This window comes from Flavobacterium cerinum, from assembly GCF_024496085.1.
Taxonomy (GTDB): domain Bacteria; phylum Bacteroidota; class Bacteroidia; order Flavobacteriales; family Flavobacteriaceae; genus Flavobacterium; species Flavobacterium cerinum_A.
Genome location: NZ_CP101751.1, coordinates 39,038 through 58,295 on the forward strand (window position 1 = coordinate 39,038; position 19,258 = coordinate 58,295).

The 19,258-nt window shown below is 39.3% G+C and carries 11 protein-coding genes and 1 tRNA gene; all 12 read right to left on the reverse strand.

What is annotated here, in order from left to right; genetic code table 11:
- Positions 1 to 192: 192 nt before the first annotated feature.
- Positions 193 to 5,922, reverse strand: a complete 5,730-nt coding sequence (locus NOX80_RS00135) for an Ig-like domain-containing protein (RefSeq protein WP_256551332.1) — start codon at positions 5,920 to 5,922, stop codon at positions 193 to 195.
- A gap of 304 nt (positions 5,923 to 6,226) precedes the next feature.
- Complete coding sequence (locus NOX80_RS00140; RefSeq protein WP_256551333.1) at positions 6,227 to 6,535, reverse strand: DUF3467 domain-containing protein; 309 nt, start codon at positions 6,533 to 6,535, stop codon at positions 6,227 to 6,229.
- 5 nt (positions 6,536 to 6,540) lie between these two features.
- On the reverse strand, positions 6,541 to 10,839 hold the full coding sequence (gene rpoC, locus NOX80_RS00145) for a DNA-directed RNA polymerase subunit beta' (RefSeq protein ID WP_256551334.1): 4,299 nt from the start codon (positions 10,837 to 10,839) through the stop codon (positions 6,541 to 6,543).
- Positions 10,840 to 10,908: 69 nt separating this feature from the next.
- Positions 10,909 to 14,721, reverse strand: coding sequence for a DNA-directed RNA polymerase subunit beta (gene rpoB, locus NOX80_RS00150; protein ID WP_256551335.1), 3,813 nt, complete (start codon positions 14,719 to 14,721; stop codon positions 10,909 to 10,911).
- Positions 14,722 to 14,981: 260 nt separating this feature from the next.
- The gene (gene rplL, locus NOX80_RS00155; RefSeq protein ID WP_256551336.1) at positions 14,982 to 15,350 is read right to left on the reverse strand and encodes a 50S ribosomal protein L7/L12; all 369 of its coding nucleotides are present in this window, start codon (positions 15,348 to 15,350) and stop codon (positions 14,982 to 14,984) included.
- Positions 15,351 to 15,411: 61 nt separating this feature from the next.
- A complete protein-coding gene (gene rplJ, locus NOX80_RS00160; RefSeq protein WP_256551337.1) occupies positions 15,412 to 15,912 on the reverse strand; it encodes a 50S ribosomal protein L10 in 501 nt (166 codons plus the stop codon).
- Positions 15,913 to 15,934: 22 nt separating this feature from the next.
- Positions 15,935 to 16,624, reverse strand: a complete 690-nt coding sequence (gene rplA / locus NOX80_RS00165) for a 50S ribosomal protein L1 (RefSeq protein ID WP_136402311.1) — start codon at positions 16,622 to 16,624, stop codon at positions 15,935 to 15,937.
- Between the two features lie 19 nt (positions 16,625 to 16,643).
- Positions 16,644 to 17,081 (reverse strand): 50S ribosomal protein L11, encoded by a 438-nt coding sequence (gene rplK / locus NOX80_RS00170; protein WP_256551338.1) that lies wholly within the window; start codon positions 17,079 to 17,081, stop codon positions 16,644 to 16,646.
- Positions 17,082 to 17,145: 64 nt separating this feature from the next.
- Positions 17,146 to 17,697, reverse strand: a complete 552-nt coding sequence (gene nusG, locus NOX80_RS00175) for a transcription termination/antitermination protein NusG (RefSeq protein ID WP_256551339.1) — start codon at positions 17,695 to 17,697, stop codon at positions 17,146 to 17,148.
- Between the two features lie 10 nt (positions 17,698 to 17,707).
- Positions 17,708 to 17,908: a preprotein translocase subunit SecE gene (gene secE / locus NOX80_RS00180; RefSeq protein ID WP_256553043.1), complete on the reverse strand. Its 201-nt coding sequence runs from the start codon at positions 17,906 to 17,908 to the stop codon at positions 17,708 to 17,710.
- Positions 17,909 to 17,923: 15 nt separating this feature from the next.
- Positions 17,924 to 17,994, reverse strand: a tRNA-Trp gene (locus tag NOX80_RS00185).
- A 52-nt stretch (positions 17,995 to 18,046) separates the two neighbouring features.
- The gene (tuf, locus tag NOX80_RS00190; RefSeq protein ID WP_136402307.1) at positions 18,047 to 19,234 is read right to left on the reverse strand and encodes an elongation factor Tu; all 1,188 of its coding nucleotides are present in this window, start codon (positions 19,232 to 19,234) and stop codon (positions 18,047 to 18,049) included.
- Positions 19,235 to 19,258: the final 24 nt, after the last annotated feature.

Genomic DNA, 19,258 nt, shown 5'->3' on the forward strand with positions numbered 1-19,258 from the left:
GAAATGTTTTTTAACAATTTAAAATCGGAATTAAATAAAAACCCCCTATTTTCTTAACAGAATTACTCACTAAAGTTAAAAACGAGATTTTAGAAGTAATAATTTCACACCATATTTTATAAATGTTTTCAAAAAAAATACCCGAAGATTACTCTTCGGGCATTTTCCACATCTAATGCGTTAATTTATTTGCTATTTTTTAATAATACGAACCTCTTGTGTCACATTTCCGGATTTCACATGAGCAATATAAGCACCAGAAGCCAAATCACTCATATCAATTACAACATCTGTTGCCATACTATTTCTGGTGATGACTTTTTGTCCTAACATATTGTAAATCTCAATAGTACTAATCGGTTCCGAATAGCTAATTGTGATAACATCCGATACCGGGTTAGGATAATACTTAAATGCTGCTTTATCAAATGATGAAGTACCTAAAGTAACTGTTACCGTTACCGCCAATGGCGTATTACTTGTACATGTCCCAACGGTTTGCATCGCATAATATGTAGTTCCGCTTACCAATTGTGTCCCTGCTGCAATGGCATTCGTTCCGGCCATAGCATCCGCAGATGTAGGATACCAGATAACATTCGTTCCGGTTACCACGATATCTTCGATTGTTGCCTCAGCCGGTGTATTTACCGGAATAACTTGTGTTGCAGCACCTGTAGGTGCATTGACAACATTTACTGTAACTGCCACAAGTAATCTTGGACTTTCACATCCTGCAATCGTTTGCGTTACATAATAGTTACCCGTAGCCAATGCAGCTGTTGAAGCTAAAGCGGTTCCTCCGGTTGGCACATCATACCATTGAATTCCTGTTCCAGTAGCAGTAAGATTTCCTACCGTTGCACTGTTACAGAATGATTGCGCTGTAGCCGTTGGCTGCGGCGTTACATTTACAACTACATCTACTTGTAGTCGCGTACTTTCACATCCCGCAATAGTTTGTGTTACAAAATAAGGTCCCGTTGCTAAAGCTGTTGTTGAAGCTAAAGCAGTTCCTCCGGTTGGCACATCATACCATTGAATTCCTGTTCCAGTAGCAGTAAGATTTCCTACCGTTGCACTGTTACAGAATGATTGCGCTGTAGCCGTTGGCTGCGGCGTTACATTTACAACTACATCTACTTGTAGTCGCGTACTTTCACATCCCGCAATAGTTTGTGTTACAAAATAAGGTCCCGTTGCTAAAGCTGTTGTTGAAGCTAAAGCAGCTCCTCCTGTCGGCACATCATACCATTGAATTCCAGTTCCTGTAGCAACAAGATTGGCAACCGTTGCACTGTTACAAAATGATTGCGCTGTAGCCGTTGGTTGCGGTGTTACATTTACTGTAACCGTTACAACATTTGAGAAATTAGCCTGGCTAAGAGCCGCGCAAGTAACCACTAAACGATAATACGTTGTTTGTGTTATTGTTCCTGTTGTAAGATCTGCATATGTAGCTGAAGCTGTCCCTTCATTAACCGGCGCTGTAAACGCCAAATCACTGGATGACTGCCACTGATACATTGTAGTCTCTCCAGTGGAGTAACCTGTAGCCTGAATTGTTGTTGTTCCTGAAGCACAAATTGTAGCTACCGTCGCTGTAGCCGTTCCGCCTACTGCCGATGTACAAACCGGAGAAGTAAACTCATCAGCTCCCATATCCGGAGTTGTTACATTACGAGTATCACCATCAATATCGGTTGTAATTCCCGCAATTGGCGTACCTGTATTGTCTAAATAAATATTAGACGCCGGTACTAAATGTAAATCTGTTGTAGAAGTAAATACCGGTAAGATATTTTTCGAATTGACATTTCCGCCAAAACCGGTTTGAATTGCTGCTAAATTAGCACGATCCGATCCGATATATCCTAAATTAGTACCTGTTGTATAGTAGTTGTTATAATCGATCGCTGTAAAAACAGTGTTCGGTGCTTCCGAATAAATCGCATAACGGGCGCCGGTTTGTGTTTGCTGATTAACCAAAATATTATTTCTTAGGTTAATTGCTCCCGTTGCCGTTACTGTTACCGTAACATTGATCGCTGCCGGTCGGCCGCTTACCGTTTGATTGGTATTCATCGCTACAGTATTGTGGTACACATTGTAACCCGCTCCCTGATTGATGATAATTCCATAACCGTTATCGGCTACTCCGCCTCCGGCTGAATATCCGTAGCTGGCTACATCGCTTACAAAGTTATTGTATACATTGATATTCGCTACAGCACTATTAGAGTTCAGAAAGATACCGTTACTTCCGTATCCTGTAGTATTGGTATTTTTAACATCGCTAATTCTATTGTTAAATACATTTCCGTTTATGGCAACACCACCAACTAAAATTCCGGATGATGTACTGGTAGTCGCAGTTGTAACTCCCATAATCTGGTTACCGGAAATCACGAATCCTTGTGCATTTTGCAATGCAACACCTCTAAAGCCAAGTTTATCAGCAGTAGTTGTAGATCCGAATACGTTATCAGCAATTACAAATCCTTGATCCGGAGTTGTAGCATTACCAATTGCAAAGATTCCGTTTTGCATTTTGTTAAACGTATTGTTAATTGATTTAAATCCTGTATTTGCTGCATCAGCAGCTGCACCCAGAGTAGCACCACTCACTACAATACCCGCTACTGTCGATGTTGAAGAATTTCCTATGATTTTCACATTTCGGAATACTGCATTTAAAGCACCGTTTGTAGCATCTACCGAAGCAACCCATACAACAACTCCTGCTGCATTTGTATTTGCAATAGTTAAATCACGTGTTGTTGTTCCGTTATTACTTCCTTCGAAAGTCACATAATCAGCTCCTGAAATTTTGAAAATTGTTGTAGCATTCGATCCTGTGATTGTTGTTGTAACTCCTGTTGCCGGCGCAATAGTCAATGTATTGGTTGCATTGGCATCCGGATTTGTATTGATTGTTATCGGGAATGTTTCCGTCGGATAAGTTGCATCCAATAAAGAGAACGTTACCGGTCCTGATAAACATCTTGAATTATAATCGGCAACTGCAGCTGTGATCGTTGTATACGTTCCTGCTGTTCCAACTGTATACACTCCGTTTAACGGTGCTAATAAACTGTAAGAGAACGGAGTTGCAGGTGGTGTTGCCGCTGCCGGTGGATTGGCTGTATATCCTGAAGCACCTGCTGCCGGTAATGCCGTTATATTTGGTGTTCCTGCATTATCCTGTGCTACAAAATAATAGCTCACAGTATCTCCTAACGCTGCTCCTGCACCAATTGTGAACTGATATTGCCCTGAACCCATACTGGTTGCTGTAGCAGCCGTGTAAGTTCCTGTATTAATTCTCCAGTACGCTACCGGCATACCGGCTCCTGAAGTTGGTACGCCACTTGCATCAGTAACCGTAACCGTAACCGTACGACTTCCTACCGAGCAAGTATTTGCTAACACAGTATGTGCAATCAAAGGAGCTGTAATATCACTTGGTACTCCTGTAAATTCATCCGCTCCGATATCAGGAGTTGTCGCATTACGTACATCTCCGTCAAAATCGTCAGTGATTGTTGCAATTGGCGCTCCGCCACTTTCGATTTGAGTTGCAATCGTAGTATCGATATGTAAGAAATTGGCATTTGCTCCTGTTGTTGAGACCCAATTCGGATTTTCCGATACGGAAGCACTATCTCTGGTACCCATTCTTGTTTTTAAGGTTGCCAATGTTGTATCAGTATTGGTTCCATCAGCAAACAATGTTGGTCCAAAGAATAAGTTGTTATTTGATGCCGCATCATATGTTGTTAATGAAGTACCTGATCTTCTATAAGCTACTGCTAATCCGGTTCCGTTTGGTGTCGACTGGTTAGCAAAGATATTGTTACGCAATGCTACCGTTGGCGTTGTAGACACCGAAATAGCACTTGATCCGAAGTTGGTTCCCGTACTGGTTGCATTTAATCGCACTGTATTATAGAATGCGTTTACAGCTGTAGCACCGGTAATATTAATCCCTACTATCGGATTGGCCGCATTAGCAATCGGTGTTCTTAAGTCACCTATTATATTGTTATACAAATTAACAGTAGTACTTCCGCTTACCAAAATTCCGTTTACAGTTCCGGAAGCATTATTTGCCTCGATGTTGTAAATTTTATTTTTATATACGTTTTGTAATGTTCCTCCCGTAATAGAGATAGCACTTACTGTATTACCTCCGGTAGTTGTTAATCCGCTAATTGTATTATTGTAGAAATTCTGATCTCCGGCAGCCGAAGTAATTCCGATTATACTATTAGCTCCCGTAATATTACTAATTACGTTACCGGAAACATTATTCGCCCCACCTATTAAACTGTATCCTACATTCAGAATAGTCATCGATCCGTTACCGTTCGTAATATTATTAAATGTATTATTCATTACAATTTTAGCCGGATATCCTGATGTTCCTCCGTCAGCAGTACGGAAACCGTTTAAAGTAGTCGCTCCGGTTAACGTCACATTCGAAAAGTCATTTAGGGAGTTTACTTCCGTTCCGCTTACAGTACTTCCGAATGAATCATAAAAATACACCGTACCTCCGGCTCCGGTTTTACTAAATGCTGTTACGATAGCATTAGAACTTACATTCGTTACCGAGTTATTCGGGTGTGTCACACTATTAGTGATAAATGTGAAATTCCCGGTTGTATTTACACTAAGGTTTGTAAACTTATTAGAACCGATAAGTGTGTTGAGTGTTGCAGCCACATTACTAATTAACGTAATGGCACCTGTTCCGGAAACTGTATGCCCGAAATTCGTAAAGTCGTTAGACGTAATGTTCAACGTAGAAGTTGCACTTACAGTACTTCCTTCGTTCAAAATACCAAATATCGCTCCACTGGCAACACCACTTCTAAGTGAAATGGTATTGGCATGGATATCGTTAGTAATAGTTCCGGTTGGCACATTAGTAAATGCCGTTACAAAAATACCGCGTAGCGTTCCTGCTATAACTCCTCCGTTTGAACTGGTAATCGTATTGTTGCCAATGTAAAAGTTTTTCACATTTCGCACTAAGATTCCGTTTACCGAACCGGAAACGTTAGCATAACCTGAAAAAGTTCCGGTTGAACCGAAATTCGTAATGCTATTTCCCAATGAAGCAACTGCGCCTCCGATTTCCAATCCGTTATGATGATCAGCAGCGCCGGTTGGACCTATTACCAGAATTCCGATATTAACATCTGTAATAGTATTGCTTTGTATCTTCAGATTATGGAATCCTCCGTTTGCTCCTGTAGCAGTAGCGGAAGTAGTCACAGCGGTAGCAGAGTGTGTTGCATTACAATAGATCCCGAACGTATTTTGATAGCTACGGTTTAAATCGATCGTATTATTGACAATCGTATTGTTTTGTGCTCCGTTTGTCAGAGAGGCATAAAGCAATGCTACTCCCCATTCCGTCATGGTATTTGTACCGGCAGCTGTAATTGTGTTAGCTGCATTTTCAAGCATGGTAAAACCTTGAATTGTTACATAATCGGCTCCTACCAGTTTAAATATAGCATCGTTTAAAGCTCCCGCTGTTTGTGGAGTCGGTGCTGTAATTGTACTTGAACTTCCTGCAATTACAATTGTATTGGCAGCTGTTCCTTCGGCGGTAATCACATACCCTCCGGCCGGAGCCGTTTCGTTCCCTGTTAAAGTAATCACGATGGGGCTTGTGATAGTTGCACCGTTTAATGCGGTTATAGCCGACGCTAATGTCGGATACGTGGCATTAAGTCCTGATCCTCCATTTGTAGCGACCTGTGCCTGACCTACAAATACAGATAAAAACAAAAAGAACATTAAACAGACCTGCTGTCGAATGTTCTTAAGCCGCGAATCCTCACGGTCTCTTTTTTGGTTAAGCAATGAAGCAAATCGGTTGCTTAATGAATAGTATTTTTTATTCATACAAAATGATTTAGTTAGTGAAATTACTAAATTTTTAAATATTTTTTAACACTATTAACATATAACAAAGTATATCACAAATAATATTTAATATTTTTATTTTTTCACAAATAGTTTATAAAAATTAAGACCTGTTGAAAAAAGACACTCTTTTTGTGAATACATTCTGATAAAACAGTAATAATGCCTGATATTTTAAAAGAATTACAAACAAACAATAATACATTTTGCAATAAAAAACCTGTCATATTTTAAAACATGACAGGTTTAACAAAAAAAAGCCTCTCAAATGAGAGGCTTTTTATTAAGCTTGACCGGTTGGTCCGAAATTTAATGGAATCGGTGGCAATTCAGCCTCCTTTATTTCACCGTGAGCGGCTTCAAATCTGTTGATATTTTCAGTTAAAGCACCCAATAAACGTTTGGCATGTTGCGGCGTTAGTATAATTCTTGATTTTACTTTAGCTTTAGGCATACCCGGCATGATATTGATATAATCAATTACAAATTCTGTATTGGAGTGATTAATGATCGCCAGATTGGAATAAATTCCTTCTGCCGTTTGCTCATCCAATTCAATATTAATCTGCCCTTGTTGCTTATTCTCACTCATGATTCTTAGTAATTAAATTCTTCTTTTGCAGCCATTAATTCGTTGAATTCTTCTTTAGAACCTACGATGATGTTGTCGTAATCTCTCATACCGGTTCCGGCAGGGATTCTGTGTCCTACGATAACATTTTCTTTCAATCCTTCTAATCCGTCAACTTTTCCTGCTACTGCAGCTTCGTTTAATACTTTTGTTGTTTCCTGGAACGATGCAGCCGAGATAAACGATTTCGTTTGTAATGACGCTCTTGTAATACCTTGAAGTATCGGAGTTGCCGTTGCCGGAACTACGTCTCTTGCTATAACCAAGTTTCTGTCATTACGTTTCAAGATCGAGTTTTCATCTCTTAATTCTCTAGGCGAAATGATTTGTCCCGCTTTAAGATTATCTGAATCACCTGCATCTTCAACCACTTTCATTCCGTATAACTTATCATTTTCTACGATAAAGTCGCTGGTGTGAGCCAATTGATCTTCCAGGAATAAGGTATCTCCCGGATCCTGGATCTGAACTTTACGCATCATCTGACGAATTACAACTTCAAAGTGCTTGTCATTAATTTTTACCCCTTGTAAACGGTATACTTCCTGAATCTCATTTACTAAATACTGTTGTACAGCAGATGGTCCCTGGATTCTTAAAATATCATCCGGAGTAATTGCTCCGTCTGATAATGGCATACCAGCTCTTACGTAATCGTTTTCTTGTACCAGAATCTGATTAGAAAGTTTTACAAGGTATTTTTTAAGTTCTCCGAATTTCGATTCTACTACAATCTCACGGTTACCTCTTTTGATTTTTCCAAAAGATACTACACCGTCGATTTCAGAAACTACAGCCGGATTCGATGGGTTACGAGCTTCTAATAACTCGGTAATTCTCGGTAAACCTCCGGTAATATCACCCGCTTTAGACGAACGACGTGGAATTTTTACTAAAATCTTACCTGCTTTAATTTTCTCTCCGTCATCTACCATAAGGTGGGCACCCACCGGTAAGTTGTAAGAACGGATCAATTCTCCGTCTTTTCCGTAGATTAATAAAGTAGGGATTAATTTTTTATTTCTTCCTTCAGAGATTACTTTTTCCTGGAATCCGGTTTGCTCATCGATTTCAACCATGAACGTTTGTCCTTGCTCGATATCTTCGTAAGCTACTTTACCGGTAAACTCAGAAATAATTACCCCGTTATACGGATCCCATTTACAGATTGTTGTTCCTTTTTCTACAATATCACCATCTTTTACAAAAATGCTTGATCCATAAGGGATATTGTGTGTATTCAATACGATTCCGGTTGTTTCGTCGATCAATTTCAATTCTGTTGAACGTGAGATTACGATATCAGTAGTATTACCTTCGTTATCTTCACCTTTAACTGTTTTTAAATCTTCGATCTCTAATCTTCCGCGGAATTTCGTGATAATGCTTGATTCTTCAGAGATGTTACCTGCGGTACCTCCCACGTGGAATGTACGTAGTGTTAACTGTGTACCCGGCTCACCAATTGATTGTGCAGCGATTACTCCGACTGCTTCACCTTTTTGGGTCATTTTTCCGGTTGCCAGGTTTCTTCCGTAACATTTCGCACAGATTCCTTTTCCTGCCTCACAAGTTAACGGCGAACGAACATCTACTTTTTCAATTGGAGAAGCATCGATTGCTTTAACAATAGCTTCTGTAATTTCTTCTCCGGCTGCAACCAATACTTCGCTTGTTAGCGGGTTGATTACATCCTGTAGTGCCACACGACCTAAGATTCTTTCTCCTAATGATTCTACAACCTCTTCGTTTTTCTTTAAAGCAGTAACCTCTACACCTCTTAATGTACCACAATCCACCGAGTTCACAATTACATCCTGAGATACATCGTGTAACCTTCTGGTTAAGTACCCGGCATCCGCCGTTTTAAGAGCCGTATCCGCAAGACCTTTACGGGCACCGTGCGTCGAGATAAAGTACTCTAAGATCGAAAGACCTTCTTTAAAGTTCGATAAGATCGGGTTTTCAATAATTTCACCACCACCGGCAGTTGATTTTTTAGGCTTCGCCATCAATCCACGCATACCGGTTAACTGACGGATCTGCTCTTTCGATCCCCTCGCTCCAGAGTCAAGCATCATATACACAGAGTTGAAACCTTGCTGGTCTTCTCTAATGTTTTTCATTGCTAACTCTGTCAATAATGCATTTGTTGAAGTCCACACGTCAATTACCTGATTGTAACGTTCGTTGTTTGTGATAAGACCCATGTTATAGTTCATGGAAATTGCTTCAACCTGATTGTTTGCATCAGCGATCAGATCTTGTTTTTGATCCGGGATTTTGATATCACCCAAAGAGAACGATAATCCTCCTTTGAAAGCGAATCGGTATCCCATATCTTTCATATTATCCAAGAAGGCAGCTGTTGTAGGTACATCAGTAACACTTAAAATCTTACCGATAATATCTCTTAAACTTTTCTTAGTTAATACTTCATTGATATATCCAGCTGCTTCCGGTACTACTTCGTTAAATAATACTCTACCGGCAGTTGTCTGGATGATTTTATATACTAACTCTCCGTTTTCATTAAAATCTTTTGCACGGATTTTCACACGAGCATTTAATTCTAATTTTCCTTCATTCAAAGCAATATTTACTTCTTCAGCAGAATAGAAAGTTAATCCTTCACCTAAAATTTTATGTGTTTCGGTTGACAAACGTTCTTTGGTCATATAATAAAGACCCAAAACCATGTCCTGAGAAGGTACCGTAATCGGTGCTCCGTTCGCAGGGTTAAGGATATTGTGAGAAGCCAACATTAACAATTGTGCTTCTAAAATAGCCTCCGGTCCTAACGGTAAGTGAACCGCCATCTGGTCACCATCGAAATCGGCATTAAACGCCGTACACACTAACGGGTGTAACTGGATCGCTTTACCTTCAATCAATTTCGGCTGGAAAGCCTGGATACCCAAACGGTGCAAAGTAGGAGCACGGTTTAGTAATACCGGGTGTCCTTTAATTACGTTTTCAAGGATATCCCATACTACCGGCTCTTTTTTGTCGATAATTTTCTTAGCCGACTTCACTGTTTTAACGATTCCTCTTTCGATTAACTTACGAATAACGAATGGTTTGTACAGTTCAGCAGCCATATCTTTCGGAAGACCACATTCGAACAATTTCATTTCCGGTCCAACGACAATTACGGAACGCGCTGAATAATCCACACGTTTACCTAATAAGTTCTGACGGAAACGACCTTGTTTACCTTTTAAGGAATCCGAAAGTGATTTCAACGGTCTGTTTGATTCTGTCTTAACAGCAGATGCTTTTCTTGTGTTATCGAATAACGAGTCAACAGATTCCTGTAACATACGTTTTTCATTTCTCAAGATTACTTCCGGTGCTTTAATCTCCATTAATCGTTTTAAACGGTTGTTACGGATGATTACACGTCTGTAAAGGTCATTCAAATCGGAAGTTGCAAAACGTCCACCATCAAGCGGCACTAACGGACGTAATTCCGGCGGGATAACCGGGATTACTTTTAAGATCATCCATTCCGGACGATTCTCACGGTTATTGTTTGCTTCACGGAATGATTCTACAACCTGTAATCTTTTTAAAGCTTCTGTTTTACGTTGTTTAGACGTTTCATTATTTGCTGCGTGACGCAATTGGTATGACAAAGCATCCAAATCGATACGGGCTAATAAATCCATGATACATTCCGCACCCATCTTAGCGATGAATTTGTTCGGATCGGTATCGTCTAAATATTGGTTCTCCATCGGAAGGCTGTCCTGAATATTCAGGTACTCTTCTTCAGTTAAGAAATCCAAAGTATTTAATGTGTCTCCGTCCGGTCCTTTTGCAATACCCGGCTGAATTACTACGTATCTTTCGTAGTAAATAATCATATCCAGCTTTTTAGAAGGTAATCCTAAGATATATCCGATTTTATTCGGAAGGGAACGGAAATACCAGATGTGTGCAATTGGCACAACAAGGTTAATATGACCTACTCTGTCTCTACGTACTTTTTTCTCAGTTACTTCAACTCCACAACGGTCACAAACGATTCCTTTATAACGGATTCTTTTGTATTTTCCACAAGCACATTCAAAATCTTTTACTGGACCGAAAATTCGCTCACAGAAAAGACCGTCACGCTCTGGTTTATGGGTACGATAGTTGATGGTTTCCGGTTTTAAAACCTCACCTCTTGATTCAGCCAGAATAGATTCCGGAGAAGCAAGACCTATCGAAATTTTGTTAAATCTTTTAACGGTATTTTTATCTTTTAATCTCGTCATGATATAATACTATCGATTTATTAAAAACGCTATAAGAGGGAGCAATCCGAAGATTACTCCCGTGTGAATTTATTCTTCTAATCTGATGTCTAATCCAAGACCTTTCAATTCATGCATCAATACATTGAATGATTCCGGTAATCCTGGTTCCGGCATAGTTTCACCCTTAACGATAGCTTCGTAAGTTTTTGCTCTACCAATAACGTCATCCGATTTAACAGTCAAGATCTCTCTTAATGTGCTGGAAGCACCATAAGCTTCTAGTGCCCAAACCTCCATCTCTCCGAAACGCTGACCTCCGAATTGTGCTTTACCTCCAAGAGGCTGCTGCGTGATCAACGAGTACGGACCGATAGAACGTGCGTGCATCTTATCATCAACCATGTGTCCTAATTTCAACATATAGATAATACCTACAGTTGCCGGTTGGTGGAAACGTTCTCCGGTTCCTCCGTCATACAGGTAAGTATGACCGAATCTTGGAATTCCGGCTTCGTCTGTTAATGCATTGATTTGCTCTAGTGAAGCTCCGTCAAAAATAGGCGTTGCGAATTTTTTACCTAGCTTCTGACCTGCCCATCCTAATACGGTCTCATAAATCTGACCGATGTTCATACGGGAAGGTACCCCTAGCGGGTTCAATACAATATCCACCGGTGTTCCGTCTTCTAAGAACGGCATGTCTTCCTGACGAACAATTTTCGCTACGATACCTTTGTTACCGTGACGACCCGCCATTTTATCCCCTACTTTCAATTTACGTTTCTTAGCAATGTAAACTTTAGCCAGTTTTAAAATTCCGGATGGTAATTCGTCTCCCACCGTGATTGTGAATTTCTCTCTTCTCAATGCTCCCTGAAGGTCGTTCAGCTTAATTTTATAGTTGTGGATCAAATCATTAACCATAGCGTTGGTTTCATCATCTGTAGTCCACTGTCCTTTTGTTAAGTGAGCGAAATCTTCAACAGCATATAACATTTTTTGAGAGAATTTCTTACCTTTTGGCAATACTTCTTCTCCTAAATCGTTCATTACGCCCTGAGAGGTTTTTCCATTAACGATGTCGAACAATTTTTCAACCAGTCTGTCTTTCAATTCGATGAATTTCACTTCAAACTGTGTTTCCAACAGTGCTAAATCGTCTTTATCTTTAGAACGTTTACGTTTATCTTTAACCGCTCTTGCGAATAATTTTTTGTCTAATACCACACCGTGTAATGATGGAGATGCTTTTAAAGACGCATCTTTTACATCACCTGCTTTATCTCCGAAGATGGCACGTAAAAGTTTCTCTTCCGGAGTTGGATCAGATTCTCCTTTTGGAGTGATTTTTCCGATTAGAATGTCACCAGGTTTAACCTCGGCTCCGATTCTGATCATTCCGTTTTCATCTAAATCTTTAGTTGCTTCTTCACTTACGTTCGGGATATCGTTAGTTAACTCTTCGTTACCTAATTTAGTATCTCTCACTTCCAATGAATAGTCATCTACGTGGATTGACGTAAAGATGTCATCGCGAACTACTTTTTCAGAAATTACAATCGCATCCTCGAAGTTATACCCTTTCCAAGGCATGAACGCTACTTGTAGGTTACGACCTAAAGCAAGTTCTCCGTTTTGCGTTGCATATCCTTCACAAAGTACTTGTCCTTTAGCCACTCTGTCACCTTTTCTTACGATTGGTTTCAGGTTGATGGAAGTACTCTGGTTGGTTTTTCTAAATTTAATTAATTGGTACGTTTTCTCGTCCGGATCGAAGCTAACTGCTCTTTCCGCATCGGTTCTGTCGTATTTGATTGTAATTTCATTCGCATCAACGTATTCAACCGTTCCGCTTCCTTCTGCATTAATCAATACTCTTGAATCTGACGCTACCTGACGCTCTAAACCTGTACCTACGATTGGTGCTTCCGGTCTTAATAACGGAACAGCCTGACGCATCATGTTTGATCCCATCAAAGCACGGTTCGCATCATCATGCTCCAAGAACGGAATCAATGATGCTGAAATCGATGCAATCTGGTTTGGCGCAACGTCTGTATAATGTACCACATTCGGTTCAACAACCGGGAAGTCACCTTCCTCACGAGCAATAACTCTATCAGCTGTGATCGTACCGTTGTCGTTCATGTCGATATTGGCCTGTGCGATCAGTTTTCCTTCTTCTTCTTCAGCACTTAAGTAAACCGGTTCTTCTTCAAGGTTCACTTTACCGTTTTCAACTTTACGGTAAGGTGTTTCAATGAATCCCATTCCATTTACTTTCGCATAAACTCCAAGAGATGAAATCAAACCAATGTTTGGTCCCTCCGGTGTTTCAATCGGACATAAACGTCCGTAGTGTGTATAGTGAACGTCACGCACCTCGAAACCGGCTCTCTCTCTCGAAAGACCTCCTGGTCCTAATGCTGACAATCTTCTTTTGTGTGTGATCTCCGCTAATGGATTCGTTTGATCCATGAACTGAGATAACTGGTTGGTACCGAAGAAAGAGTTGATTACCGATGATAATGTTTTAGCATTAATCAAATCGATTGGTGTAAACACCTCGTTATCTCTAACGTTCATTCTTTCACGGATGGTTCTGGCCATACGCGCTAAACCTACACCAAACTGTGCTGACAATTGTTCACCAACTGTACGTACACGACGGTTTGATAAGTGGTCGATATCATCAATCTCCGCTTTAGAGTTGATTAATTCGATCAAATATTTTACGATAGTAATAATATCCTCTTTGGTCAACACTTGTTTTTCCATTGGGATATCCAAACCTAATTTTTTATTCATTCTGTAACGACCAACTTCACCTAAGTTATAACGTTGATCCGAGAAGAATAATTTATCGATGATACCACGAGCTGTTTCTTCATCAGGCGGTTCTGCATTACGCAACTGACGGTAAATATGCTCTACGGCTTCTTTTTCTGAGTTTGTAGGGTCTTTTTGTAACGTATTGTGGATAATAGCGTAATCAGCCTGATTGTTATCTTCTTTGTGTAACAAGATCGCTTTTACGTTAGCATCGATGATTTCCTCTACATTGTCTTTATCTAAGATCGTATCACGATCTAAGATAATTTCGTTACGTTCGATCGATACTACCTCACCTGTATCCTCATCTACGAAATCTTCATGCCATGTATTCAACACACGGGCAGCAAGACGACGTCCGATATATTTTTTAAGACCTGTTTTAGAAACTTTAATTTCTTCAGCAAGATCAAAAATTTCCAAGATATCTTTATCTCTTTCAAATCCGATTGCACGGAAAAGAGTTGTTACCGGTAATTTTTTCTTTCTATCGATATACGCGTACATAACGCTGTTGATATCGGTAGCAAATTCAATCCAAGATCCTTTAAAAGGAATTACTCTGGCAGAGTATAATTTTGTTCCATTTGCATGGAAAGATTGTCCGAAGAACACACCAGGTGAACGGTGTAACTGAGAAACTACAACACGTTCGGCTCCGTTGATTACGAATGTACCGCTTGGTGTCATGTAAGGGATTGTACCTAAATATACATCCTGAACTATAGTTTCGAAGTCTTCGTGTTCCGGATCTGTACAGTATAATTTTAAACGTGCTTTTAACGGCACACTATACGTTAATCCTCTATCGATACACTCTTCAATTGTATAACGTGGCGGATCCACAAAGTAATCAAGGAATTCCAATACAAATTGATTTCTTGTATCTGTAATTGGGAAGTTCTCCATGAAGGTATTATAAAGACCTTCGTTACCTCTTTCGTCAGATTTGGTTTCCAATTGGAAGAAATCCTTAAAAGATTTTACCTGAATGTCAAGAAAATCCGGGTAATCAGGGATGTTTTTCGTCGAGGCGAAATTTAATCTTTCAGTCTGATTTGTTAACATCAATGGACAAAATTTTGATTAAAAAAAAGTAATTTTGTGTAAATACACAGTCGAATTGTACTTTCTTTTTATAAGCGATACATCTCTGAAAATGAACAGAAAGTTATATTTCATTTTCTTTCTTCGTACCGAATAAAATATGGGTTGTATTTTAAATTATTGTCGGTTCAAGAACAATAAATTCATTATACGCAAAATGGTTTAGGCCTTTGAGAGTTCTTCTCAAGGCCTAAACCTAGCTTTTTATACTAAAGCTTAGCTTATTTAAGCTCAACTACAGCTCCAGCTTCTTCTAAAGATTTTTTAAGACCTTCAGCCTCATCTTTAGAAACACCTTCTTTAACATTTGAAGGAGCACCGTCTACTAAGTCTTTAGCTTCTTTAAGACCTAAACCAGTTAATTCTTTAACAGCTTTAACTACAGCTAATTTAGAAGCACCAGCATCTTTCAATACTACTGTAAATTCAGTTTGCTCTTCAACAGCAGCAGCTTCACCACCACCTGATACTACTACAGCAGCTGCAGCAGGCTCAATTCCATACTCGTCTTTTAATATAGTTGCTAATTCGTTAACTTCTTTAACTGTTAAGTTAACCAATTGTTCTGCGAATTGTTTCAAATCTGCCATTTTTTCTATCTTTTAAAATGATTTGTAATTATAATTTATTATGCGCGTTCGTTGTGGAAAATTACTCCGCAGCTCCCTCTTCGTCTTTGAATTGGTTTTTAAGAGCTGAAATAACTCTCTGAGCCGGAGATTGAAGTAATCCGATGATTTCTCCGATAACTTCTTCTTTCGATTTAAGAGATGCTAATGAATCAAGTAAGTTATCTCCGATGTAGATTTCTTCATTGATATAAGCTCCTTTTAAAATCGGTTTATCAGATTTTTTACGGAATTCTTTGATAATTTTTGCAGGTGCATTTGCGATGTCTGCAATTAATATAGAAGTGTTTCCTTTTAAAACAGTTGGTAATTCACCAAAGTTGCTCTCTGAAGCTTCCATTGCTTTTTCTAACAATGTATTCTTCACAACTTCTAATTTAATACCTGCTTTAAAACAAGCTCTTCTTAAGTTTGAAGTAGTGTCTGCATTTAAACCCGAAATATCGGCCAAATAAACAATATTAGCACCAGCTAACTGTGCAGTTAAATCTTCAATCGCGATTGATTTTTCTTCTCTAGTCATACTAAAAATTTTTAACTACCAATTATACAGCTTTAGGATCTAAAGCGATAGCAGGACTCATTGTTGATGAGATGTGGATACTCTTAATATAAGTACCTTTCGCTGCTGTTGGTTTTAATTTGATTAACGTTTGAATGATTTCGTGAGCGTTCTCAGAAATTTTATCAGCCTCAAAAGAAACTTTCCCGATTCCAGCGTGAACGATACCAGTTTTATCAACTTTGAAGTCAATTTTACCAGCTTTCACTTCCTGAACTGCTTTCGCAACGTCCATAGTAACCGTTCCGGTTTTTGGGTTTGGCATTAAACCTCTTGGACCTAAAATACGTCCTAATGGTCCTAATTTACCCATTACAGCTGGCATAGTGATGATTACATCAACATCCGTCCAACCGTCTTTTATCTTTTGTAAATAATCGTCTAATCCTACGTGATCAGCACCAGCAGCTTTCGCTTCTGCCTCCTTATCCGGAGTAACTAATGCTAAAACGCGTACGTCTTTACCTGTACCGTGTGGCAATGTAACCACACCTCTAACCATTTGATTCGCTTTTCTTGGATCTACTCCCAAACGAACTGCGATATCAACAGACTCATCAAATTTTGCAGAAGCAACAGTTTTGATTAATGCAGAAGCATCTTTCAAGCTGTATAATTTATTCTTCTCAATTTTTGAAGCAGCCTCTTTTTGCTTTTTTGTCAATTTTGCCATGTCTTTTTCTTTTTACGAATTAAAAAGGAGCGTTTCCTGATACAGTTATACCCATAGATCTAGCTGTTCCAGCTATCATACTCATTGCTTTTTCAATTTCGAAAGCATTAAGATCCTGCATTTTGTCTTCAGCGATAGCTTTAATTTGATCCCAAGTAACGCTAGCTACTTTCTTACGATTCGGCTCTCCAGAACCAGACTTTAATTTTGCAGCATCCAATAATTGAATTGCAGCAGGTGGCGTTTTAACAACAAAGTCAAAAGACTTGTCTTTATACACAGTAATTTGTACTGGTAATACTTTGCCAGGTTTATCTTGTGTTCTAGCATTGAACTGCTTACAGAACTCCATGATGTTAACCCCAGCAGCCCCCAAAGCAGGTCCAACCGGTGGCGACGGATTCGCAGCACCTCCCTTAACTTGTAGTTTAACTACTTTACTAATTTCTTTTGCCATTTTTAAAAAAATTTAGCACATCTTCATTGGAAGCGAATGATGTGGTTTATGTATGTAACAAAAATTATACTTTTTCTACTTGCATAAAACTTAATTCCAATGGTGTTTTTCTTCCGAAAATTTTAACCATTACCTCAAGTTTACGCTTCTCTTCGTTAACCTTTTCAACTGTTCCATTGAAACCATTGAAAGGACCATCGATTACTTTTACTGTTTCTCCAACAGCGTAAGGTATTGCAGCCGTATCGGTTTTAACTGAAAGCTCATCTACTTTACCTAACATACGGTTAACTTCCGATTGTCTTAACGGTACAGCATCTCCGCCTTTAGTTTCCCCTAAAAACCCGATAACACCGGTTATCGACTTTATTATATGAGGAATCTCTCCCGTAAGATTTGCTTCTATCATCACATATCCCGGGAAATAAACACGATCTTTGCTTATTTTTTTACCATCACGTACCTGAACCACTTTTTCAGTCGGAACAAGTACCTGAGAAATATAATCAGCCATACCCAAACGGTTAATTTCCGTCTCGATATAGTTTTTTACTTTATTCTCCTGACCGCTAACCGCTCTAACTACATACCACTTTTTGACATTATTATCAGTCATATCAAAAAAATTAAGCCTTTTTTAATAAATTAAAGAATCCTCCCAGCACTTTAGCGAACACAACATCTACTCCCCATGTTGCTAACGCGAATAAGATCGAGAAAATCGCAACAATGATTGTTAAACGTTGTACTTCAGACCATTGCGGCCAGGTTACATTTGATTTCAATTCCTCAAATGCTTCCGATATGTAATTAACAACTTTTGCCATCATATTCTGTTTTTGCACGGGTGGAGGGATTCGAACCCCCATCAACGGTTTTGGAGACCGCTATTCTACCCTTGAACTACACCCGTTTGTTAAACCAGTGTCGTCGTTTAACGACACTGGTTTTTATTTAAAATGAAATTAGTCTAAAATTTCAGTTACCTGACCAGCACCTACTGTTCTACCACCTTCACGGATAGCGAAACGTAAACCTACGCTTAATGCGATTGGGCTTAATAATTGTACTTCAATAGTCAAGTTATCCCCAGGCATAACCATTTCTACACCAGCTGGTAAAGAGATAGTACCTGTTACGTCAGTTGTACGTACGTAGAACTGTGGACGGTAGTTATTGTGGAATGGAGTGTGACGTCCACCTTCTTCTTTTTTCAAGATATAAACCTCTGCTTTGAATTTAGCGTGTGGCTTAACAGATCCTGGCTTAACGATAACCATACCACGACGGATATCAGCTTTGTCAATACCTCTTAATAATAAACCTACGTTATCTCCAGCTTCACCTCTATCAAGGATTTTACGGAACATCTCAACTCCTGTAATAGTAGAAGTTAATTTGTCAGCTCCCATACCAATGATTTCAACAGCATCACCTGTATTAGCAACTCCAGTTTCGATACGACCTGTAGCAACAGTTCCACGACCTGTAATTGTAAATACGTCCTCTACCGGCATCAAGAATGGCTTATCAACATCACGTTGTGGTAATTCAATCCAGTTATCAACTGCTTCCATTAATTCCATTACAGTAGCAACCCATTTCGGCTCACCATTTAATGCACCAAGAGCAGATCCTTTAACTACAGGACCATTATCACCATCATACTGATAGAAAGATAATAAATCTCTGATTTCCATTTCAACAAGCTCTAACAACTCAGCATCGTCAACCATGTCTACTTTGTTCATGAAAACAACCATTCTAGGTACACCTACCTGACGTCCTAAAAGGATGTGCTCACGAGTTTGTGGCATTGGACCATCTGTAGCAGCAACTACCAAGATAGCACCATCCATCTGAGCAGCACCAGTAACCATGTTTTTCACGTAATCCGCGTGACCTGGACAGTCAACGTGTGCATAGTGACGGTTAGCAGTAGCATATTCTACGTGAGATGTATTAATAGTAATACCTCTTTCTTTCTCTTCAGGAGCGTTGTCAATCTGATCGAAGCTTCTTGCCTCAGACAAACCTGCATCAGCTAATACTTTAGTAATAGCAGCAGTCAAAGTTGTTTTTCCGTGATCTACGTGTCCAATAGTACCAATATTCAAGTGGGGTTTGGAACGATCAAAAGTTTCCTTTGCCATGATTTAATAATTTAATCTTAGTTA